The organism is Burkholderia sp. LK4 (assembly GCF_001043615.1).
GTDB lineage: Bacteria > Pseudomonadota > Gammaproteobacteria > Burkholderiales > Burkholderiaceae > Burkholderia > Burkholderia cepacia.
This window is the reverse complement of record NZ_LDUL01000104.1, coordinates 1-20006: the sequence shown is the minus strand read 5'-3', so window position 1 is coordinate 20006 and position 20006 is coordinate 1. Positions and strand designations below refer to the sequence as shown.

Below are 20006 nucleotides of genomic sequence, written 5' to 3'. Positions count from 1 at the left end.
GCTCGGGATCAGCGAAGAGGAAGTGGTGAAGAAGGTGATGCTCGGCAATACGGTCGACGGCGTGTTCACGACGGTGCAGGACGTCGCGCAGACGGTGCTGTTCCTGTCGGCGTTCCCGAGCGCCGCGCTCACGGGCCAGTCGGTCGTCGTCAGCCACGGCTGGTTCATGCAGTAAAGGCTTCCGGCACGGGTGGACGCGACACGGGCTGCTCGGGCGACGACTCCCCGGCCAGTCCGGCGAATCGCACAAAAAAAACGCGCTCCGGGGAGCGCGTTTTTCGTTTCGGCAGGACGGGCCGGCGATGGCTGTCGTCCGTGGGCGCCGACTTACTTCAGGACAGCTGCAACGGCATTGGCAACCGCGTCGAGGTTGCGCGTGTTCAGCGCGGCGACGCAGATCCGGCCCGTGCCGACCGCGTAGATGCCGAACTCGTCGCGCAGGCGATCGACTTGCGCCGAGGTCAGGCCCGAATACGAGAACATCCCGCGCTGCGCGTTGATGAAACTGAAGTCGCGATCGACGCCGCTTGCCTTCAGGCGCTCGACGAGACCGTTGCGCATCGCGCGGATGCGGTCGCGCATTTCACCGAGTTCCTGCACCCACGAAGCGTGCAGTTCCGGCGATGCGAGCACCGCTGCGACCACGGCGCCGCCATGGGTCGGCGGGTTCGAGTAGTTCGTGCGGATCACGCGCTTCAGTTGCGACAGCACGCGCGTCGCTTCTTCCTTGCTCGACGTGATGATCGACAGGGCGCCGACGCGTTCGCCGTACAGCGAGAACGACTTCGAGAACGACGACGACACGAATGCGTTCAGGTCGGCCGCGGCAAACAGGCGCACGGCGGCAGCGTCGGCCTCGATGCTCTCGCCGAAGCCCTGGTAGGCCATGTCGAGGAACGGCACGAGGTTGCGTGCCTTCACGACGTCGACGACCTGTTGCCATTGCGCTTCGGTCAGGTCCACGCCGGTCGGGTTGTGGCAGCATGCGTGCAGCACGACGACCGTGCCGGCTTCGTAGCCGTTCAGCGCCGACAGCATGCCTTCGAAGTTCACGCCGTTGGTGGCAGCGTCGTAATACGGGTACGCAACGACTTCGAAGCCGGCTGCTTCGAACAGCGCGCGGTGGTTTTCCCAGCTCGGATCGCTGATCGCGACCTTCGCGTTCGGGTTCACGGTGCGCAGGAAATCGGCGCCGATCTTCAGCGCGCCCGTGCCGCCCAGTGCCTGGGCCGTGACCACGCGGCCCGCCGCGATCAGCGGCGAATCGTTGCCGAGCAACAGCTTCTGCACGGCCGCATCGTAGGCGGCGATGCCGTCGATCGGCAGGTAGCCGCGCGGCAGGCCCGCTTCAACGCGCACCTTCTCTGCTTCGCGAACCGCGCGCAGCAGCGGGATCTTGCCTTCTTCGTTCGTGTACACACCGACGCCGAGGTTGACCTTGGTCGGACGCGCATCGGCGTTGAAGGCTTCGTTCAGGCCCAGGATCGGGTCGCGGGGAGCAAGCTGGACAGCAGAGAAGAGCGACATGATGATTCGGCAGTAGTGAAAAGAGGGTCAGGCTTTCAACGGGCGGGGCGGGCGCGGGGGACCGCGCGCAGGCAGGCACGACGCCGGAAAGCGCAGCAGCCTGACATTGTAGCGAATTCGCGCTGGCGGGGGCGGCGTTTCGGCGGCGAAATTCGGCCGGGAACCGCGATTTCCGGCGGCCGTCGCGCGTCAGGAGCCGACAGCAGTTCGCCCGGCCGCGAAGCGCTAGAATGACTCTTTTGCCCTCGCTCCGGCCGCATTCCATGTCCGAACATCATGCCGAAACCGGCGACGCGCTCGACGAATCGAAATTCGTGACCTTCGAAGGGTCGCCGTTCCAGCTGTACCAACCGTATCCGCCCGCAGGCGACCAGCCGACCGCGATCGACACGCTCGTCGAAGGGGTCGAGGACGGCCTGTCGTTCCAGACGCTGCTCGGCGTGACGGGCTCCGGCAAGACCTTCACGATGGCGAACACGATCGCGCGGCTCGGCCGCCCGGCGATCGTGTTCGCACCGAACAAGACGCTTGCCGCGCAGCTCTATTCGGAGTTCCGGGAGTTCTTCCCGCGCAACGCGGTCGAGTATTTCGTCTCTTACTACGACTATTACCAGCCTGAAGCCTACGTGCCGCAGCGCGACCTGTTCATCGAGAAGGACTCGTCGATCAACGAGCACATCGAGCAGATGCGGCTGTCGGCGACGAAGAGCCTGATGGAGCGCCGCGACGTCGTGATCGTCGCGACGGTGTCGGCGATCTACGGTATCGGCAATCCGTCCGAATACCACCAGATGATCCTGACGCTGCGCGCCGGCGACAAGCTCGGCCAGCGCGACGTGATCGCGCGGCTGATCGCGATGCAGTACACGCGCAACGAGCAGGATTTCCAGCGCGGCACGTTCCGCGTGCGCGGCGACACGATCGACATCTTCCCGGCCGAGCACGCCGAGCTGGCCGTGCGCGTCGAGCTGTTCGACGACGAGGTCGAGACGCTGCAGCTGTTCGACCCGCTGACCGGCCGCGTGCGGCAGAAGATCCCGCGCTTCACCGTGTATCCGTCGTCGCACTACGTGACGCCGCGCGATACCGTGATGCGCGCGGTCGAGACGATCAAGGACGAACTGCGCGAGCGGCTCGAGTTCTTTCACAGCGACGGCAAGCTCGTCGAGGCGCAGCGCCTCGAGCAGCGCACGCGTTTCGATCTCGAGATGCTGCAGGAGCTCGGCTTCTGCAAGGGCATCGAGAACTACTCGCGGCATTTCTCGGGGGCGGAGCCCGGCGATCCGCCGCCGACGCTCGTCGACTACCTGCCGCCCGACGCGCTGATGCTGCTCGACGAATCGCACGTGCTGATCGGCCAGCTGAACGGCATGTACAACGGCGACCGCGCACGCAAGGAAAACCTCGTCAACTACGGCTTCCGGCTGCCGTCGGCGCTGGACAACCGGCCGCTCAAGTTCCCCGAGTTCGAGCGCAAGATGCGCCAGGTCGTGTTCGTGTCGGCCACGCCGGCCGACTACGAGAAGCGCGTGACCGGGCAGATCGCCGAACAGGTCGTGCGGCCGACGGGGCTCGTCGATCCGGAAATCGAAGTGCGGCCGGCGAGCTCGCAGGTCGACGACGTGCTCGCCGAGATCAACGCGCGCGTGAAAGCCGAGGAGCGCGTGCTGATCACCGTGCTGACGAAGCGCATGGCCGAACAGCTCACCGAGTTCCTGGCCGACCACGGGGTCAAGGTGCGTTACCTGCACAGCGACATCGACACGGTCGAGCGTGTCGAAATCATCCGTGACCTGCGGCTCGGCACGTTCGACGTGCTGGTCGGGATCAACCTGCTGCGCGAAGGGCTCGACATTCCAGAGGTGTCGCTGGTCGCGATCCTCGACGCGGACAAGGAAGGCTTCCTGCGCGCGGAGCGCTCGCTGATCCAGACGATCGGCCGGGCCGCGCGGAACGTGAACGGCAAGGCGATCCTCTACGCGGACAACATGACCGAGTCGATGAAGCGCGCGATCGGCGAGACCGAGCGGCGCCGCGCGAAGCAGATTGCCTACAACGAGCAGATGGGCATCACGCCGCGCGGTGTCGTGAAGCGCATCAAGGACATCATCGACGGCGTCTACAACGCGGACGAGGCACGCGCCGAGCTGAAGGAAGCGCAGCAGCGTGCGAAATTCGAGGACATGTCGGAAAAGCAGCTCGCGAAGGAAATCAAGCGGCTCGAGAAGCAGATGGCCGACTACGCGAAGAACCTCGAGTTCGAGAAGGCTGCCGCGACCCGCGACCAGCTTGCGCTGCTGCGTGAGCGCGTGTTCGGCGCGAACGTCGGCGATCACGTCAACGGCGGCCGGTAAATCTTTCCAAGCGTCACAGAAACCTTGCGGTAACGAGCCTGTAAGCCTTGTCGGATCAGGGGTTTACACGGCTCGTCGTTTGTTCCGGAACAGGTTCGGTGCTAAACTTCGCAATTATTGAGAATTGTTCGCATTAACGTTATTCGTCGCGTTAGTGTTTTCGGCGGGCAGGCCTGGCGGTCGGTCCGCATGGTTCCAGATCAAATAACAAGGAGTGTCCATGTTGGGTTCTTCGTTCATCCGCACGACGGTTGCGGTAGCGGCGGCGCTTGCCGCGATGTCGGCCTCGGCTGCCGAATATCCGATCGGCAAGCAGCAGATCCAGGGCGGCATGGAAATCGGCGCGGTGTACCTGCAGCCGATCACGATGGACCCGGAAGGGATGATGCGCAAGGCGTCGGATTCCGACATCCACCTCGAGGCCGACATCCATGCGGTCAAGAACAACCCGACGGGTTTCGCGGAAGGCGACTGGATGCCGTACCTGCAGGTCACGTACAAGCTGACGAAGCAGGGCGACACGAAGTGGAAGGCCGAAGGCGACCTGATGGGCATGGTCGCGAGCGATGGTCCGCACTACGGCGACAACGTGAAGCTGAACGGCCCGGGCAAGTATCACCTGACGATGGTCGTCAAGCCGCCGATGCAGACGGGCCACATGGCGTTCGGTCGTCACATCGACAAGGAAACGGGCGTGGGCGCATGGTTCAAGCCCATTACCCTCGAATACGACTTCCCGTTCGCCGGTATCGGCAAGAAGGGCGGTTACTGATCGGTGGCATCACGGACGGCGCGCTTCGGCACGCCGTCGGCGTAGAGAATCCAGAATGAAAATTCCCCAGAAAATCGTTGCCGCAGCCGCTGCGTTGTGGCTTGCCGGCGCAGCGTACGCTGCCGACCTGCCGACGTTCAAGCTCGAAATGGCGGACGGCAAGCTGACTCCCGCCCGCATCGAAGTGCCGGCCGGCCAGCGTTTCAAGATCGAGATCAAGAACACCGGCAAGGGCGCAGCCGAATTCGAGAGCGTGCAGCTGCGCAAGGAGAAGGTGCTTGCGCCGGGTGCCGATTCGTTCGTGGTCGTCGCGCCGCTGTCGCCGGGCGAATACAAGTTTTTCGACGATTTCCACCAGCAGGCGCAGGGCGTGATCGTCGCGAAGTAACACGTTTTATCTGCGCGCGGGCTCACCAACCCGGTGTTCTGCGCGTCAGGAGGTATCGATGGGTCAGATCTTGTTCATCGTCTGGCGGGAGAGCGTCGAAGCGCTGCTCGTCGTCGGCATTCTCTATGCATGGCTGAAAAACGGCGACGACGACGCGCGCCGCGGCCTGCCTTTCCTGTGGGCCGGCGTCGGTGTCGGCTTGCTGATGGCCGTGGGCCTCGGCGCCGCGCTGGTCGGTTTCACCGAAGTGCTGTCCGGCGACGCGCAGGACTACTTCCAGACCGCGATGGTGCTGATCGCATGCGTGCTGATCGTGCAGATGGTGCTGTGGATGCGCCGGCACGGCCGCACGCTGAAGCGCGACATGGAGCAATCGCTTCAGCAGAGCACGCGCGATTCGAACTGGTGGGGCGTCGCGGTGCTGGTCGCGCTCGCGATCGCGCGCGAGGGCAGCGAGACGGTGATCTTCCTGTACGGTCTCGGTTTCGGCCAGTCGGGCCACGTCGACGGCAGCCAGATGCTCGCGGTCGTGATCGGCCTCGGCCTTGCGTTCTTCACGTTCTATCTGCTGCAGCTCGGCGGCAAGTACTTCTCGTGGCGGCATTTCTTCCGCGTCACCGAAGTGATGCTGCTGTTCCTCGGCGCAGGCCTGTTCCAGACCGGCGTCGACAAGCTGATCGACAAGGAAATCCTGCCGCTCGGCATTTCGCAGGTGTGGGACACGTCCGCGATCCTCGATGATTCGGGCACGTTCGGCTCGCTCGTCGCGACGCTGACCGGTTATCGCGCGCACCCGGCACTGACCAACCTGGTTGCGTACGCGGTGTACTGGGCGGTGGTCTGGCTGCTGATGAAGCGTGCGAGCCGTCGTCCGGCCGTCGCTGCGGGTCGCGCGGCATGAGCGTTGCCGCCGCAGCCAAGCCGGGCTGGCTCGCGCAGGCGGGCCAGTGGATGCAGCGCCACGGCGCGCTGATCCGCGGCATCCAGTGGGCCGTCGTCGCCGTCTATGCATTCCTGATCATCGTGCCGGCGGTGTTGCCGCTGCCGGACGACTCCGCGCACCTGTGGAGCAACCTCACGCTGATCGCGCAATTCACGTTCTGGGGCATCTGGTGGCCGTTCGTGCTGCTGTCGATGGTGATGCTCGGCCGTGTCTGGTGCGGCGTGCTGTGTCCGGAGGGCGCGCTCACCGAATTCGCGAGCAAGTTCGGCCGGGGCGGCCCGATTCCGCGCTGGATCCGGTGGGGTGGCTGGCCGTTCGTCGCGTTCGGGCTCACGACGATCTACGGGCAGATGGTGAGCGTGTACCAGTACCCGCTCGCGGTGCTGTTCGTGCTCGGCGGCTCGACCGTCGGCGCGATCGTGATCGGCGTGCTGTACGGCCGCGAGAAGCGCGTGTGGTGCAAGTACCTGTGCCCGGTCAACGGCGTGTTCGGGCTGCTCGCGCGGCTTGCGCCGATGCGCTACAAGGTCGACGAGGAGGCATGGCGCCGTTCGTACAAGAACGGCGAGCATGGCCATCGCGTGATTCCGATCAACTGCGCACCGCTCGTGCCGTTGCGCAACATGCAGGGCGCGGCGGACTGCCATATGTGCGGCCGCTGCAGCGGGCACCGGGATGCGATCTCGCTGTCGTTGCGCTCGCCGTCCGACGAAGTCGTGAACCTCGGCGCGCAAAAGGCGAACCCGTGGGACACCGCGCTGATCCTGTACGGCCTGCTCGGCGTTGCGATCGGTGCGTTCCACTGGACCGTCAGCCCGTGGTTCGTGCAGATCAAGCAATGGCTCGCGGGCTGGCTGATCGACCATGACATCACGTGGCCGCTCGAAACCAATGCACCGTGGTTCCTGCTCACGCATTATCCGGATCGCAACGACGTCTTCTCCTGGCTCGACGGCGGGCTGGTCGTCAGCTACATCGTCAGCACGGGGCTCGTGTACGGCACGGCGCTGCTGGTGCTGCTGGCCGGCGCCACGCTGATGCTCGGCCGCTTCGAGCGCGTGCGGCTGCATCATCTCGCGCAGGCATTGATCCCGATCGCGGGCGCGGGCGTGTTTCTTGGCCTGTCGGCCACGACGCTGTCGCTGCTTCGTGCCGAGCATGTGCCGCTCGGTTGGGCAACCGATGTACGCATCGCGATCCTGGTCGGCGCCAACGCATGGAGTGCGTGGCTCGCGTGGAAAGTGACGGGGCGTTATGCGGCCTTGCCGCGCCGGCTTGCGGCATTCGCGTGGTTCGCGGTCGCGCTTGCCGTCATCGACAGCGCATGGTGGCTGATGTTCTGGGGTTTCTGAAGCGGCTCGTGCGCCGCTTCGGCGGTCATGCACTCACGCGGTAACGAATCTCGGGAACCTGCTTCGCGCATTGGCCGCCCAAATAAAAAAGCGACACGTCGAAGGACGTGTCGCTTTTTTCTTCCTTGTGCGAGAACCAAAAAAAGTGGCTTGGCTTGCTGCAACGGCTGCTTGAGTGTGTTTGCACGAAGGGGTCTAGATCTCGCGTGCAAGCCGTTACGCTGGCTAATGCCCAACACCTCTCAGGGAGGTGGTCCCCACAATACTCTGTCGTTACTTCGTCAGGATCAGTTTGCCGAGCCGTGTGGCGCGCAACTGATAGGTCTCTCCGTTATGCGCGATGCTGACGTGGCTTTGGCCTTGCAGCAGCGCATCGCTGCTGACGACCCGCGTGCCTGCATCGCGGTTGCCGGCGGGCTTCGCCGGCGTGGTGACCGCTGCCGTCTTCTGGCGGCTGCTGCCTGCGGTGCCGCTCGGGCGGCGCAAGGTCAGCGTGGTCGGGCGCATGGTGTCGGTCATTCGGTTGATCGGTGACTGTCGATACGATGGAATGAATTCTAAATGATAACTATTCCCATTTACAAAAACTCTTTATCGATCGGAAATAGGAATCTGATAGCTTGAATCAAAGGGGCGGCCCGCAGGCCGCCGCCGGGTTCAGTGCAGCGGATCGGGATCCTTGCGGCCCTGCGCGTACTCGCGGATCAGGCGAACCGTGTCGATATCCGACGTGCGGTATGCCTCCTTGACGATCCCGTGCGTCTGGCGCGCGTCTTCGCTGTCGTCGGTGACGACCAGCGTCGTGCGGTATTCGAAACGCAGGAACAGCTCGTGGTCGTCGCGTTCCTCGATCGTCATCGTCAGCGAGCCGCCGATCTCGCCGTCGGCGGCGCGGATGTCGTAGCGGACCTGCTGATTCGGCGTGAACGTGACGTGGTCGCGCACGGTCGCATGACCGTAGTGCAGTTCACGCTCGAGCGTCGTCTCCGTCCGTTCATGGACGACGCAGCTGTCGAGACCGAGCACGAACAGTTGCGGTTGTTCGGCGCGCAGCACGAGACCTTCCCAGAGCTGGTCGCGGGTGAGGGTGGGCACGGCCGGATCGTCGGAGTTGATCTGGATCAGATGTTCGAAGTTCAAGGGGACGGGTTCCTTCTGGTGGCGGGCGGCCACATGGCTCAAGAAGTCATTGTGACGCAAAACGGGCAGTTTCGCGGCACCTGCCCGTGCGTCCATGCCTCATGCCTCGATACGGCCCATGCGCCCCGTCTGGTAGTCGACGACAGCCTGCCGGATCTCTTCCTCGGTATTCATCACGAACGGGCCGTAGCGGACGATCGGCTCGTTGAGCGGTACGCCGCCAATCAGCAGCAGGTCGAGCGGCGTGTCGCCGGCAGCGAACGTGACCGTGTCGCCGTCGTCGCCATACACGACCATGTGCCTTGCGTCGACTGCCTGCCTGTCGGGCCCGTAGAGGCCCGTTCCGTCGATCGGATAGGCGAATACACGATAGCCTGCCGGGACGGGCTGCGTGACCGTTGCACCGGGCTGCAGCGTGTAATGCTGGTAGAGGATCGGCGTGCGTGTCTCGATCGCCGCCCGGACGCCGAACGCTTCGCCGGCGATCACGCGCACGCGCGCGAGACCGTCCGGCGACGTGGCGCTCGGGATGCGATCGGCCGGGATCTCCTGGTAGCGCGGCGCGATCAGCTTGTCGCGCCGCGGCAGGTTGACCCACAGCTGGAAGCCGTGGGAGCGGCCGCCTGCCTGCGCGAATTCAGGATCCGGCATCTCGCTGTGCACGACGCCGGCGCCCGCCGTCATCCATTGCACGTCGCCCGGGCCGAGTGTGCCGGCATGGCCGGACGAGTCGCGATGACGGAAGCGCCCGTCGAGTGCGTAGGTCACGGTCTCGAAGCCGCGATGCGGATGGTCGGGGGCGCCCTTGGCTTCGCCGGGCGCGTAGTCGACGGGGCCCATTTCGTCGAGCAGCAGGAACGGATCGAAATCCATCAGCAGCCGGGTCGGGAACGGGCGGTGAACCACGAAGCCGCCGCCTTCGGTCGTGCGAAGGGCGGGGTACGTGCGGTCAAGCGAGCGAGCGGTCGTCATGCGGATACCCTCGAAATCATCGGAATAGCGTTATTTTTGAAACATAGAGCTATTATATTGGGCGTTTTACCGTTCGATTCGCGACGGTTCGCAATGGATTGTTCTGAAATTGGAACGATGAGATGAATATCGATGCACACAACCTGAACGACCTCATGTACTTTTCGCAGGTCGTCGAACATGGCGGTTTCTCGGCGGCGGAGCGCGTGCTGGGCATCTCGAAATCGCGCCTGTCGCGGCGCCTGACCGAACTCGAGGCGGCGCTCGGCGTGCGCCTGTTGCAGCGCTCCACACGCAAGCTCGCGCTGACCGAGGCGGGGGAGCTGTTCTACCAGCACTGCCAGGCGATGCTGGCCGAAGCGCAGGCTGCGATGAACGCGGTCCAGCAGTTGCGTGCATCGCCGCGCGGCTCGGTGCGAGTCAGTGTGCCCGTGACGCTGTCGCAGACGATGCTGTCGCGCATCCTGCCCGAATTCCTGCGCCGTTATCCCGAGGTGAAGGTGCACGTCCGCGTGACGAATCGCGTGATCGACCTGTTCGAGGATTCGATCGACGTCGCGCTGCGTGTGCGCTCGGAGCCGCCGCAGAACGCGAATATCGTCGTGCGGCCGCTGTGGCGCACCGAGCAGATGCTGGTCGGCGCGCCGAGCCTGCTGAGCCAGAATGCGCCGCCGCTGGTACCGGACGACCTGAGCGGATTCGAAACGCTCGATACGCCGAGCGTCGACGGGCGGCACGTGTTCAACCTGATCGCGCCGGACGGTACGCGTCACGTGCACGAACACGACCCGCGGCTGGTGACGGCCGACCTGATGACGATCCGCGAAGCCGTGCTCGATGGCCTCGGCATCGCGGCGCTGCCGGAGATGATGTACGGCAACGCGCTGCGCGCGGGGCAACTGTCGCCGGTGATGCCGGGCTGGACGCTGCCCGTGCCGCAACTGTACGCGGTGTTCGTGTCGCGGCAGGGGATGCCGCCCGCTGTGCGTGCGTTTGTCGACTATCTGGTCGAGAAGCTCGATCACGGTGCCTACAAGGAACCGGGGTGTCCGGAGCGTGCGAAGAAGGAAGCGGCGGCCGATGTTTCGGCGACCTGAACACGACGTGCACGGCGACGCAAATTTGTTTTGTCATTGAAGCGTCGCCTGCAATCGCAAGTTTCAATCGCCGGAACCTTGAATGCGCGTGCGTGCGAGCCTATATTGAAATCCCATTTCGTGAAGGAAGTTCTGAGCGAAATCAGGTGGCCGCATATATTGTGAGCCAGATAGGGCAGAACGCGCAGTCCGTGCAGACCACGGCAGAGTCGCATTTGCGTTGCTCGAGGCGTAACCGATACCGCCAAAGAGCCCGCCGCCCGAAGGCGCCCGCGTGCGCATGAAAAAAGGCCTTCATCTGGCGATGAAGGCCTTTTACTTTGTGCGCGGCCGGCCAGGTGCGGCCGGCGAGGCGCGGCCGGCGAGGTGTGGCCGATTGTGCGCCGCCGGCGAGCGCCTGATTGCGCGTGCGTTACTTCGCTTTTGCGGTCGGCTCGGTCACGAAGCCGAGCTTCGTCAAGCCGCCGGCCTGCGCATCCGACATCACTTCGGCGACGTGTTCGTAGGCAACCTTGCGGTCCGCACGCAGGTGCAACTCCGGCTGCGGCGTGCGTTTTGCCGCTTCCGCGATGCGTTCCTGCAATTGTTCGCGCGTGACCGTATGGTCGTCCCACAGGATCGTGCCGTCGCCCTGGATCGCGACGTCGACCGTCTGCGGTTTTTCGTCGACAGGCTGGCTGCTGGCATGCGGCAGGTCGATCTTCACCGCGTGCTGCATCGCCGGGATCGTCACGAGGAAAATGATCAGGAGTACGAGCATGACGTCGACGAGCGGCGTCATGTTGATCTCGCTCATCACGGCATCGTCGTCATCGTCGCTGAAACCGGTGTTCATTGCCATGGTTCACCCCGTCTCAGTTGGCGCGCGTCGCGAGACGCAGGCCGTCGCGCGTCGACGACGATGCAAGGCTCGCGCCCGTCACGAAATACGCGTGCAGGCCGTGCGCGAAGCGACGCAGCTTGCTGACCACGCCCTTGTTCGCACGGGTGAGTGCGTTGTAGCCGAGCACGGCCGGGATCGCGACGAACAGGCCGAATGCGGTCATGATCAGCGATTCGCCGACCGGGCCCGCGACCTGGTCGATCGACGTCTGGCCGGATGCGCCGATCGCGAGCAGTGCGTGGTAGATCCCCCAGACCGTACCGAACAGGCCGACGAACGGCGCCGTGCTGCCGACCGACGCGAGGATCGCGAGGCCGCTTTGCATGCGCGAGATGCCTTCGTCCATCGTGTCCTTCAGGCAGCGCGTGACCCAGTCCGACACGTCCATGCGGTCGTGCAGGTGCGGTTGCGTCTGATGGTGGTGATCGGCGGCTTCCTTGCCCGACAGCGCGAGCGCGAGGAACGGATTGTCGTTCGGCGTCGAGGCGGCGAGCCCGAGCTTCTTGATGCCGTCGTCGAAGTTGTCCGAATGCCAGAACGCCTGTTCGGCGTTCTTCGTCAGGCGGTTCAGGCGGATCACGTTCCAGCCCTTGATGACGATCACGATCCACGACAGGATCGACATCACGAGCAGCGTGATCGCGATGGCGCGCGTGACGAAATCACCTTGCGCCCAGACGTGCGCGATACCGTAGCTTTGCATTTTCTTGTTTCCTTTGAATCTACCGAATATGACGGGTTAGTCGTCGAGCGTGAAGTTGAAGGGCAGCGTATGGGCGGCGCGGATCGCCTGGCCGTTCTCGATATACGGCGGACAGGTGCTGGCGCGCGTCGCCTCGAGCGCGGCTTCGTCGAGACGCGGGTAGCCGCTGCTCTTCTGCAGCTGGACGCTTTCGATCTTGCCCGTCACGCCGATGACGAAGTGAACATAAGCCGTGCCCGTTTCGCCGCGACGCTTCGACATCGTCGGATAGGCGGGCTTCACGAAATTGCAGCTGAGCGCCGTGACGTTCTTCGGCGCGCTGACCTGCATCGTCTCGCGGGCCGGGCCGGGGGCTGCAGCCGGAGCGGCAGGCGCCGGCGCGGCGGGAGCCGGTGTCGGATCGACCGCTGCCGGCGCGGGCGTCGGCGACGGTGCCTGCGCGACCGGCTGAGGCGTCGGGACGGCTTTCTGTACCGGCTTCGGCTCGACCTTCGGCTTCACGCGCGGCGCGGGCTTGGGCGGCGTGGGCTGCTGCGCGGCCGACTGGACCGCGACCGGCTGGGCAGGGGGCGCGGGCGGAATGAGCTGTGCGGTGATCGACTGAACCTCGATCTCCTTCGCCGGCGGCGGCGCGTTGCGATGGAGCCAGGCGGCCGTCAGCATGATCGCATGTGCGGCAAGCACACCGACCGCGACGACGATCACTCGGGGATTCATACGTGGTGCGGCCGGCAAGATGCCGGCGGGAGTGGAATGCGAAGCCTGCATGTTAGCTTGAAAGAACGATGTCGCACCCGGGGCGCGGCGGGTGAATCGGCATCACTTGCGGAAGATCAGCAGCGAGATGCAAACGGTGGTCACAAATCCGATCAGCAATTCCATGACAGGCTCCTTGGCAGGTAAGCCGCTGGCTCGCGTAGACGGTGGCTTGCTGACGGTCAAAACAAAAATGCGGCCTGGGCCGCATGTATACACCCGGCGCCGGTCAGGCCGCCTTGCGTTCGTAGAACGTGACCGGGATCGGATGAGCGTGGTGCTCGACACCGCACTGGCTCGCGCAGACGCCTTGTTCGGCCATGAGGTCGCGTACGGACTCCTCGCACTTGCCGCAGCACGTGGCCACGCCGAGCTCGAACTGGAGTTCATCGAAAGAGTTCACGCCCTCTGCGAGGGACGCGCGAATCTTGCGATCGGAAACAGACTTGCACACGCAGACGATCATGGTGAGTTGCGATAGCTAACGTTAATGCGAATTATTATCATTAATTTTGCGGACGTTGACAAGCGCGGGCCGGGCTTTTTTTAGGTCATCAGACCCTTGAAGCGATGGGGGCGGTGGAGCGGCACGCGGAAGCGGGCGTGCCGGCTCGTGTCAGGCGGTCGCGCAGGCGCGCGCGTTCGGCGAGGAAATGGTGACGGATTCGACCGGTGCGGCGAGGCCGAGCAGCGTCGACGCGAGTACCTGCAACTGGCGGCCGTCGCTGGTCGAGCAGAAGCGGGGCGGCGCGGCGCGCGTGCCGGCCGGTGCTCGCAGGTTGCGCTCGTCGAGAATCCGGGCGAGCTGGCGCGCGATTGCGTCGCTCGTGTCGACGATCGTCAGGCGGTCGCCCACAAGGTCACGAATCGTTTCCGTGAAGAACGGGTAATGCGTGCAGCCGAGTACCAGCGTATCGGCGCCGTCGTCGAGCATCGGCTGCAGATAGCTGTCGAGCAACGCGCGCAAGGCGGGCGAATTCGTGTCGCCGCGCTCGATGGCCTCGACGAGCCCGTGGCCGGGCTGGCAGATGAAGCGGCGGCCGGCGCCGTAGCGGTCGAGCAGCGCCTGGAAGCGCGGGCTGTTCAGCGTCGACTGCGTGGCGAGGACGCCCGCGACGCCGCTCGCGGACACGGCGACGGCCGGCTTGATGCCCGGCTCGACGCCGACGAGCGGCATCGGCAGGTGTTCGCGGATCGCGGCGATCGCGCGTGCGGTTGCGGTGTTGCAGGCGATGACGAGCGCCTTCGCCCCTTCGCGGGCCAGCCACTCGCCGATTGCCAGCGTGCGTTCCGTAATGAACGCCTCGTCGCGCGGACCATAAGGTGCGTGGTGCGAATCGGCGACGTAGATGAACGATTCGTCGGGCAGCTGCGCGCGCGCGGCGCGCAGTACCGACAGGCCACCCAGCCCTGAATCGAAGATGCCGATGGGGGCAACGGTCGTGGACGTCGCGGCGATAACGGAAGGTGTCGACATGAAAGGGCGGGTGGCGATGGCGGGAAGGGCGGAGCGCGCTTACTCCGGCGAACCCATCATCGTTTGCTGGTAGTTCTGCAGGCCGACCTTGCCGATCAGGTCGATCTGCGTTTCCAGCCAGTCGATGTGTTCCTCGGTGTCGTCGAGGATCTTTTCGAAGATCTCGCGCGACACGTAGTCACGAACCGATTCGCAATAGGCGATCGCTTCCTTGCAGGTGGACTGCGAGATCTGCTCGAGCTTCAGGTCGCACTTCAGGATCTCTTCGGTTTCCTCGCCGACGAGCAGCTTGTGCAGGTCCTGCAGGTTCGGCAGGCCGTCGAGCATGAATACGCGCTCGATCAGCCAGTCGGCGTGCTTCATTTCGCCGATCGACTCGTCGTACTCGTGCTTGCCCAGTTTCTCGAGGCCCCAGTGCTTGTACATGCGCGCATGCAGGAAGTACTGGTTGATCGCCGTGAGTTCATTCTTCAACTGGGCGTTCAGATATTCGATGACTTTCTTGTCGCCTTGCATGGCTTGTTCCTTGTTCAGTGGGGCTTCAGAAACCGAAAGATAATCGCTCGTACGAGAAAAGCCAAGCCTCAAAGCCTTGCCGGGCCTGCCTTTTGCATGTAATGAGAATCAGCCTCGAATAACCGGCCGCACACAATAATGAGAACGAGAAGCAAAAAGGCCGGACTCGCGTCCGGCCTTGCATTCGATCGCGCTTATGCAGTCGCGACCGGGATCTTGCCGATCTTCGCCTGCCACTCCTTCGGGCCGGTCTGGTGCACCGACGTGCCCGACGAATCGACGGCGACCGTCACCGGCATGTCCTGCACGTCGAACTCGTAGATCGCTTCCATGCCGAGGTCTTCGAATGCGAGCACCTTCGCGCCGCGGATCGCCTTCGACACGAGGTATGCGGCGCCGCCGACGGCCATCAGGTAGGCCGCCTTGTGCTTCTTGATCGCGTCGATCGCGACCGGGCCGCGCTCGGCCTTGCCGACCATCGAGATCAGGCCGGTTTGCGCGAGCATCGTCTCGGTGAACTTGTCCATGCGCGTGGCCGTCGTCGGGCCTGCCGGGCCGACCACTTCGTCGCGCACCGGATCGACCGGGCCGACGTAGTAGATCACGCGGTTGGTGAAGTCGACCGGCAGCTTCTCGCCCTTCGCGAGCATGTCGGCGATGCGCTTGTGCGCAGCGTCGCGGCCGGTGAGCATCTTGCCCGACAGCAGCAGCGTCTGGCCCGGCGTCCAGCTGGCGACTTCTTCCGGCGTCAGCGTGTTCAGGTCGACGCGCTTGCTGGTTTCCGTGTTCGGTTCCCACTGGACCTTCGGCCATGCGTCGAGCGACGGTGCTTCAAGCTTGGCCGGGCCCGAGCCGTCGAGCACGAAGTGCGCGTGGCGCGTGGCCGCGCAGTTCGGGATCAGCGCGACCGGCTTCGATGCCGCGTGCGTCGGTGCCGCCATGATCTTCACGTCGAGCACGGTGGCCAGGCCGCCGAGGCCCTGTGCGCCGATGCCGAGCGCGTTGACCTTCTCGTGCAGCTCGACGCGCAGTTCCTCGACCCAGTCCTTCGGGCCGCGCGCAATGATTTCCTGGATGTCGATCGGCTCCATCAGCGATTCCTTCGCCATCAGCATCGCCTTCTCGGCGGTGCCGCCGATGCCGATCCCGAGCATGCCGGGCGGGCACCAGCCCGCGCCCATCGTCGGGACCGTCTTCAGCACCCAGTCGACGATCGAGTCGGACGGGTTCAGCATCACGAACTTCGACTTGTTCTCCGAGCCGCCGCCCTTCGCCGCGACCTGCACGTCGACCTTGTCGCCCGGCACGATCTCGTAGTGGATCACGGCCGGCGTGTTGTCCTTCGTGTTCTTGCGGGCGCCTTCCGGCGGATTGACGATCGACGCGCGCAGCACGTTGTCCGGGTGCGTGTAACCGCGGCGCACGCCTTCGTTGATCATGTCGGTGAGGCCCATCGTCGCGCCGTCCCAGCGCACGTCCATGCCGACCTTCACGAAGATCGTGACGATGCCGGTGTCCTGGCAGATCGGACGCTTGCCTTCCGCGCACATGCGGCTGTTCGTGAGGATCTGCGCGATCGCATCCTTCGCGGCCGGGCTTTCTTCCAGTTCGTACGCGCGGCCGAGGGCCTGGATGTAGTCGAGCGGGTGGTAGTAGCTGATGTACTGCAGCGAATCCGCGATGCTCTGGATCAGGTCTTCCTGTTTGATGACGGTCATGGCTGAGACTCTGTGGGGACAGTGGGGAATGCGTTTATGCGTTGGCGGCCGCTTCGGCCGGCTTGCGGGGCTCGTTCGCTGCAGGCGCGTGCCCGTCGTGGGCGTGCGTCTCGTGGAAATGGGCCGGGTGCGTGTGCGTCGTCAGGCGGTCGACCCACGCCATCACGAGCGCCGACACCAGGAACGACACGTGGATGATCACCTGCCACATGATCGCGTGCATCGTGTGCTGGTCGGGGTTGATGAACGTCTTCAGCAGGTGGATCGACGAAATGCTGATCAGCGCCATCGACAGCTTGACCTTCAGCACGCCCGCGTTCACGTGGTCGAGCCATTCGGGCTCGTCGGGGTGGCCCTCGATGCCGAGGCGCGACACGAACGTTTCGTAACCGCCGACGATCACCATGATCAGCAGGTTCGAGATCATCACCACGTCGATCAGGCCGAGCACCGCGAGCATCACGCTGATTTCGTCGAGGCTGGTCGCATGCGACAGCAGGTGCCAGACTTCCTTCAGGAACAGGAACACATAGACGGCCTGCGCGACGATCAGGCCGAGATAAAGCGGAACCTGGAGCCAGCGGCTCATGAAAATCAGCGCGGGAAGCGGGCGAAGCGGGCGACGCGCGGGGCGGCCGGGCGAATGCGGGGCGGACATGGTGGAGACTCGGGCGCGGTGCGCAGGTATCGGGGGTAATCTTGAAAAGGCGCGCTATTGTAACGCGTCGGCCGGCGCGGCTGCAGTGACGCGCCGGCACGGCCAGGGACGGATCAGGACGCGGCGGCGGGCACGCGTTTCACGCGCAGGCTCGCGAGCACGATGCCTGTGACGACGCACGCGAGCGCGATGCCGTGGGCGAGGGTCGGGCGCTCGCCGAGGAACACGATGCCATACGCGGCCGCGGCGACCGGCAGCACCGCGCTGAACACGCCGGCGAGGCTGCCCGGCACGTGCCGGATGCCCTTCATCCACAGCCAGAACGAGAAGATGCTGGCCGACAGGCCGTACCAGACGACGAGCGCCCAGGTGCCGGCCGGCACGCTCGCGTAATCGAAATGCCACATGGCCGTCGCGCCGAGCGGCAGCATCAGGCACAAGCCGAACAGGTGCGTGTACGCGCAGATGTCGATCGGCGCGAGCGTCTGCGTGAGGCGGCGCGACAGGATCACGTAGATCGATTCGCAGCACACCGCGCCGAGGATCAGCAGGTTGCCGGTGAGCGACGACGATGCGCCGTGCCCGGCGGCGCTGCCGTTCGCGAGGTTGATCGTCACGACGCCGGCGATCGCGAGCGCGATCGACACGAGCGCACGGCCGTTCGGTTTTTCACGCAGGATCAGCCACGCGAACAGCGCGACGATCGCCGGGATGGTGCTGGTGATCACGCCGGCCGCGACCGCGCTCGTGCGCTGCACGCCGTTCAGCATCAGCAGCGTGAACATGAAGGTGCCGAAGAACGCCTGCAGGAACAGGTTCAGCCATTCGCCGCGCTTGACGGTGCGCATCTTCACCGGGCTGAATAGCGGCCACAGCACGGCGATCGCAATCACGAAGCGCAGTGTGGCGAGGATGGCGACGGGAACGAAGGCGACGATCGATTTGCCGATACCGACATTGCTGCCGACGAACAGCATCGACAGAACGAGAAAGAAAGCATAGCGATTCAAGCTGGAATCCGGAAGGCGAGTTCAGTTAGGATTGTAGGGTCGCGCTCGTTACAGCGTAAAGCTGCAAGCGGCGCCGCCCGGCGGGTGAAACGGCCGTGCCGCGTAAGTGACGGGTAAGTTGGAGCGCTTATTGTGGACACTGTCGGGTCGCCCGGTCGCCATCGTGCGACGTGGTGCGGCGCAGCATCGCGCAGCGGCCTTCGGGCCGTGCGCGGGTGGTGGGTAGGAGACAGCGGCGCACATGCGCCGGCCAAGACGCGCGGCGCGCACGATCGCGCCGCCATGCAGAGGATTCATGTTCACCAAGGGGTTGTCGATGTCTGCGATTGAATCGGTTCTTCACGAAACCCGCCAGTTTGCGCCGCCCGCGGCGCTCGAGCAGGCGGCGACCATTTCCGGCATGCCGGCCTATCGGGCGCTCGTCGCCGAGGCCGAGCGCGATTACGAAGGCTTCTGGGCGCGCCTCGCGCGCGAGGGGCTCGCGTGGCACAAGCCGTTCACCAAAGTGCTCGACGAGTCCAACGCGCCGTTCTACAAGTGGTTCGACGACGGCGAGCTGAACGCGTCGTACAACTGCCTCGACCGTCACGTCGAAGCCGGCAACGGCGAGCGCGTCGCGGTGATCTTCGAAGCCGACGACGGCACCGTCACGCGCGTCACCTATGCGGATCTCCTCGCCCGCGTGTCGCGTTTCGCGAATGCGCTGAAGAAGCGCGGCATCGGCAAGGGCGACCGCGTCGTCATCTATATCCCGATGTCGATCGAAGGCATCGTCGCGATGCAGGCCTGCGCGCGCATCGGCGCGACGCACTCGGTCGTGTTCGGCGGCTTCTCCGCGAAGTCGCTGAACGAGCGGCTCGTCGACGTCGGCGCGACGGCACTGATCACGGCCGACGAGCAGGCGCGCGGCGGCAAGACGCTGCCGCTCAAGAGCATCGCCGACGAGGCGCTCGCGCTGGGCGGCTGCGAAGCGGTGAAGAGCGTGATCGTCTATCGCCGCACCGGCGGCAAGATCGACTGGCACGCCGACCGCGACCTGTGGATGCACGAACTGACGGCCGGCGAGTCCGACACGTGCGAGCCGGAATGGGTGAGCGCCGAGCATCCGCTGTTCATCCTGTATACGTCGGGCTCGACCGGCAAGCCGAAGGGCGTGCAGCACAGCACCGGCGGCTACCTGCTGTGGGCCGCGCAGACGATGAAGTGGACCTTCGACTGGAAGCCCACCGACGTGTTCTGGTGCACGGCCGACATCGGCTGGGTCACCGGCCATACGTACATCACGTACGGCCCGCTCGCCTGCGGCGGCACGCAGGTCGTGTTCGAGGGCGTGCCGACCTGGCCGGACGCCGGCCGCTTCTGGAAGATGATCGGCGACCACAAGGTCAGCGTGTTCTACACCGCGCCGACCGCGATCCGTTCGCTGATCAAGGCCGCCGAGGCCGACGACAAGGTGCATCCGAAGAGCTACGACCTGTCGAGCCTGCGCATCATCGGCACGGTCGGCGAGCCGATCAATCCGGAAGCGTGGATGTGGTATCACAAGCACGTCGGCCAAGAGCGCTGCCCGATCGTCGATACGTGGTGGCAGACCGAGACGGGCGGCCACATGATCACGCCGCTGCCGGGCGCGACGCCGACCGTGCCCGGTTCGTGCACGCTGCCGCTGCCGGGCATCATGGCCGCGGTGGTCGACGAAACCGGCCAGGACGTGCCGAACGGGCAAGGCGGCATTCTCGT

Annotated in this window: 20 protein-coding genes and 1 pseudogene; 8 read left to right on the top strand and 13 right to left on the bottom strand. The window is 64.9% G+C overall.

Going from position 1 to position 20006, the window contains the following annotated elements; all coding sequences use genetic code 11:
- Positions 1-175: pseudogene (locus tag VK92_RS36230) on the top strand (3-hydroxybutyrate dehydrogenase); the annotation flags it as partial.
- Between the two features lie 152 nt (positions 176-327).
- On the opposite strand, the gene VK92_RS36225 reads toward VK92_RS36230, so the two are convergent.
- Positions 328-1527: an amino acid aminotransferase gene (locus tag VK92_RS36225; protein WP_048026653.1), complete on the bottom strand. Its 1200-nt coding sequence runs from the start codon at positions 1525-1527 to the stop codon at positions 328-330.
- 263 nt (positions 1528-1790) lie between these two features.
- Between VK92_RS36225 and uvrB the strand changes: the two genes are divergently transcribed.
- The 5 genes from uvrB (at position 1791) to VK92_RS36200 (ending at position 7336) form a co-directional block, all read left to right on the top strand.
- A complete protein-coding gene (gene uvrB / locus VK92_RS36220; RefSeq protein ID WP_048026655.1) occupies positions 1791-3881 on the top strand; it encodes an excinuclease ABC subunit UvrB in 2091 nt (696 codons plus the stop codon).
- 220 nt (positions 3882-4101) lie between these two features.
- The gene (locus VK92_RS36215; RefSeq protein ID WP_021163417.1) at positions 4102-4653 is read left to right on the top strand and encodes an iron transporter; all 552 of its coding nucleotides are present in this window, start codon (positions 4102-4104) and stop codon (positions 4651-4653) included.
- A gap of 55 nt (positions 4654-4708) precedes the next feature.
- Positions 4709-5041 carry a cupredoxin domain-containing protein gene (locus VK92_RS36210; protein WP_021163416.1) on the top strand — a complete coding sequence of 111 codons (333 nt, stop codon included), beginning with the start codon at positions 4709-4711 and terminating at the stop codon, positions 5039-5041.
- A gap of 58 nt (positions 5042-5099) precedes the next feature.
- The gene (locus VK92_RS36205; protein ID WP_021163415.1) at positions 5100-5942 is read left to right on the top strand and encodes an FTR1 family iron permease; all 843 of its coding nucleotides are present in this window, start codon (positions 5100-5102) and stop codon (positions 5940-5942) included.
- Complete coding sequence (locus tag VK92_RS36200; protein ID WP_048026657.1) at positions 5939-7336, top strand: 4Fe-4S binding protein; 1398 nt, start codon at positions 5939-5941, stop codon at positions 7334-7336. Before VK92_RS36205 ends, VK92_RS36200 begins: the two co-directional genes overlap by 4 nt.
- A 273-nt stretch (positions 7337-7609) precedes the next feature.
- On the opposite strand, the gene hemP is transcribed toward VK92_RS36200, so the two are convergent.
- The 3 genes from hemP to VK92_RS36185 all read right to left on the bottom strand — a co-directional run bounded on the left by hemP (position 7610) and on the right by VK92_RS36185 (position 9448).
- Positions 7610-7855, bottom strand: a complete 246-nt coding sequence (hemP, locus tag VK92_RS36195) for a hemin uptake protein HemP (protein WP_048026659.1) — start codon at positions 7853-7855, stop codon at positions 7610-7612.
- 138 nt (positions 7856-7993) lie between these two features.
- On the bottom strand, positions 7994-8476 hold the full coding sequence (locus VK92_RS36190) for an SRPBCC family protein (RefSeq protein ID WP_027786893.1): 483 nt from the start codon (positions 8474-8476) through the stop codon (positions 7994-7996).
- A 99-nt stretch (positions 8477-8575) separates the two neighbouring features.
- The gene (locus VK92_RS36185; RefSeq protein ID WP_042977906.1) at positions 8576-9448 is read right to left on the bottom strand and encodes a pirin family protein; all 873 of its coding nucleotides are present in this window, start codon (positions 9446-9448) and stop codon (positions 8576-8578) included.
- 122 nt (positions 9449-9570) lie between these two features.
- On the opposite strand from VK92_RS36185, the gene VK92_RS36180 reads away from it, so the two are divergent.
- Positions 9571-10545 carry a LysR family transcriptional regulator gene (locus tag VK92_RS36180; protein ID WP_021163408.1) on the top strand — a complete coding sequence of 325 codons (975 nt, stop codon included), beginning with the start codon at positions 9571-9573 and terminating at the stop codon, positions 10543-10545.
- A gap of 412 nt (positions 10546-10957) precedes the next feature.
- Here the strand turns inward: VK92_RS36180 and VK92_RS36175 are convergent, their stop codons facing one another.
- The 9 genes from VK92_RS36175 to VK92_RS36135 all read right to left on the bottom strand — a co-directional run bounded on the left by VK92_RS36175 (position 10958) and on the right by VK92_RS36135 (position 18266).
- Positions 10958-11386, bottom strand: a complete 429-nt coding sequence (locus VK92_RS36175) for an ExbD/TolR family protein (RefSeq protein WP_021163407.1) — start codon at positions 11384-11386, stop codon at positions 10958-10960.
- 13 nt (positions 11387-11399) lie between these two features.
- Positions 11400-12131, bottom strand: coding sequence for a MotA/TolQ/ExbB proton channel family protein (locus VK92_RS36170; RefSeq protein ID WP_021163406.1), 732 nt, complete (start codon positions 12129-12131; stop codon positions 11400-11402).
- 36 nt (positions 12132-12167) lie between these two features.
- Complete coding sequence (locus tag VK92_RS36165) at positions 12168-12899, bottom strand: energy transducer TonB (RefSeq protein WP_048026661.1); 732 nt, start codon at positions 12897-12899, stop codon at positions 12168-12170.
- A gap of 217 nt (positions 12900-13116) precedes the next feature.
- Positions 13117-13353 (bottom strand): (2Fe-2S)-binding protein, encoded by a 237-nt coding sequence (locus VK92_RS36160; RefSeq protein WP_011352654.1) that lies wholly within the window; start codon positions 13351-13353, stop codon positions 13117-13119.
- A gap of 150 nt (positions 13354-13503) precedes the next feature.
- Positions 13504-14364: a glutamate racemase gene (gene murI, locus VK92_RS36155; RefSeq protein WP_021163403.1), complete on the bottom strand. Its 861-nt coding sequence runs from the start codon at positions 14362-14364 to the stop codon at positions 13504-13506.
- 39 nt (positions 14365-14403) lie between these two features.
- Complete coding sequence (bfr, locus tag VK92_RS36150; protein WP_011352652.1) at positions 14404-14880, bottom strand: bacterioferritin; 477 nt, start codon at positions 14878-14880, stop codon at positions 14404-14406.
- 194 nt (positions 14881-15074) lie between these two features.
- Complete coding sequence (locus tag VK92_RS36145) at positions 15075-16598, bottom strand: fumarate hydratase (RefSeq protein WP_006478316.1); 1524 nt, start codon at positions 16596-16598, stop codon at positions 15075-15077.
- Between the two features lie 34 nt (positions 16599-16632).
- On the bottom strand, positions 16633-17256 hold the full coding sequence (locus VK92_RS36140; protein ID WP_042977899.1) for a TIGR00645 family protein: 624 nt from the start codon (positions 17254-17256) through the stop codon (positions 16633-16635).
- A 113-nt stretch (positions 17257-17369) separates the two neighbouring features.
- Positions 17370-18266 carry a DMT family transporter gene (locus VK92_RS36135; protein ID WP_021163402.1) on the bottom strand — a complete coding sequence of 299 codons (897 nt, stop codon included), beginning with the start codon at positions 18264-18266 and terminating at the stop codon, positions 17370-17372.
- A 316-nt stretch (positions 18267-18582) separates the two neighbouring features.
- On the opposite strand from VK92_RS36135, the gene VK92_RS36130 reads away from it, so the two are divergent.
- A partial coding sequence (locus tag VK92_RS36130; RefSeq protein ID WP_048468230.1) for an acetate--CoA ligase occupies positions 18583-20006 on the top strand: 1424 nt, incomplete at its 3' end.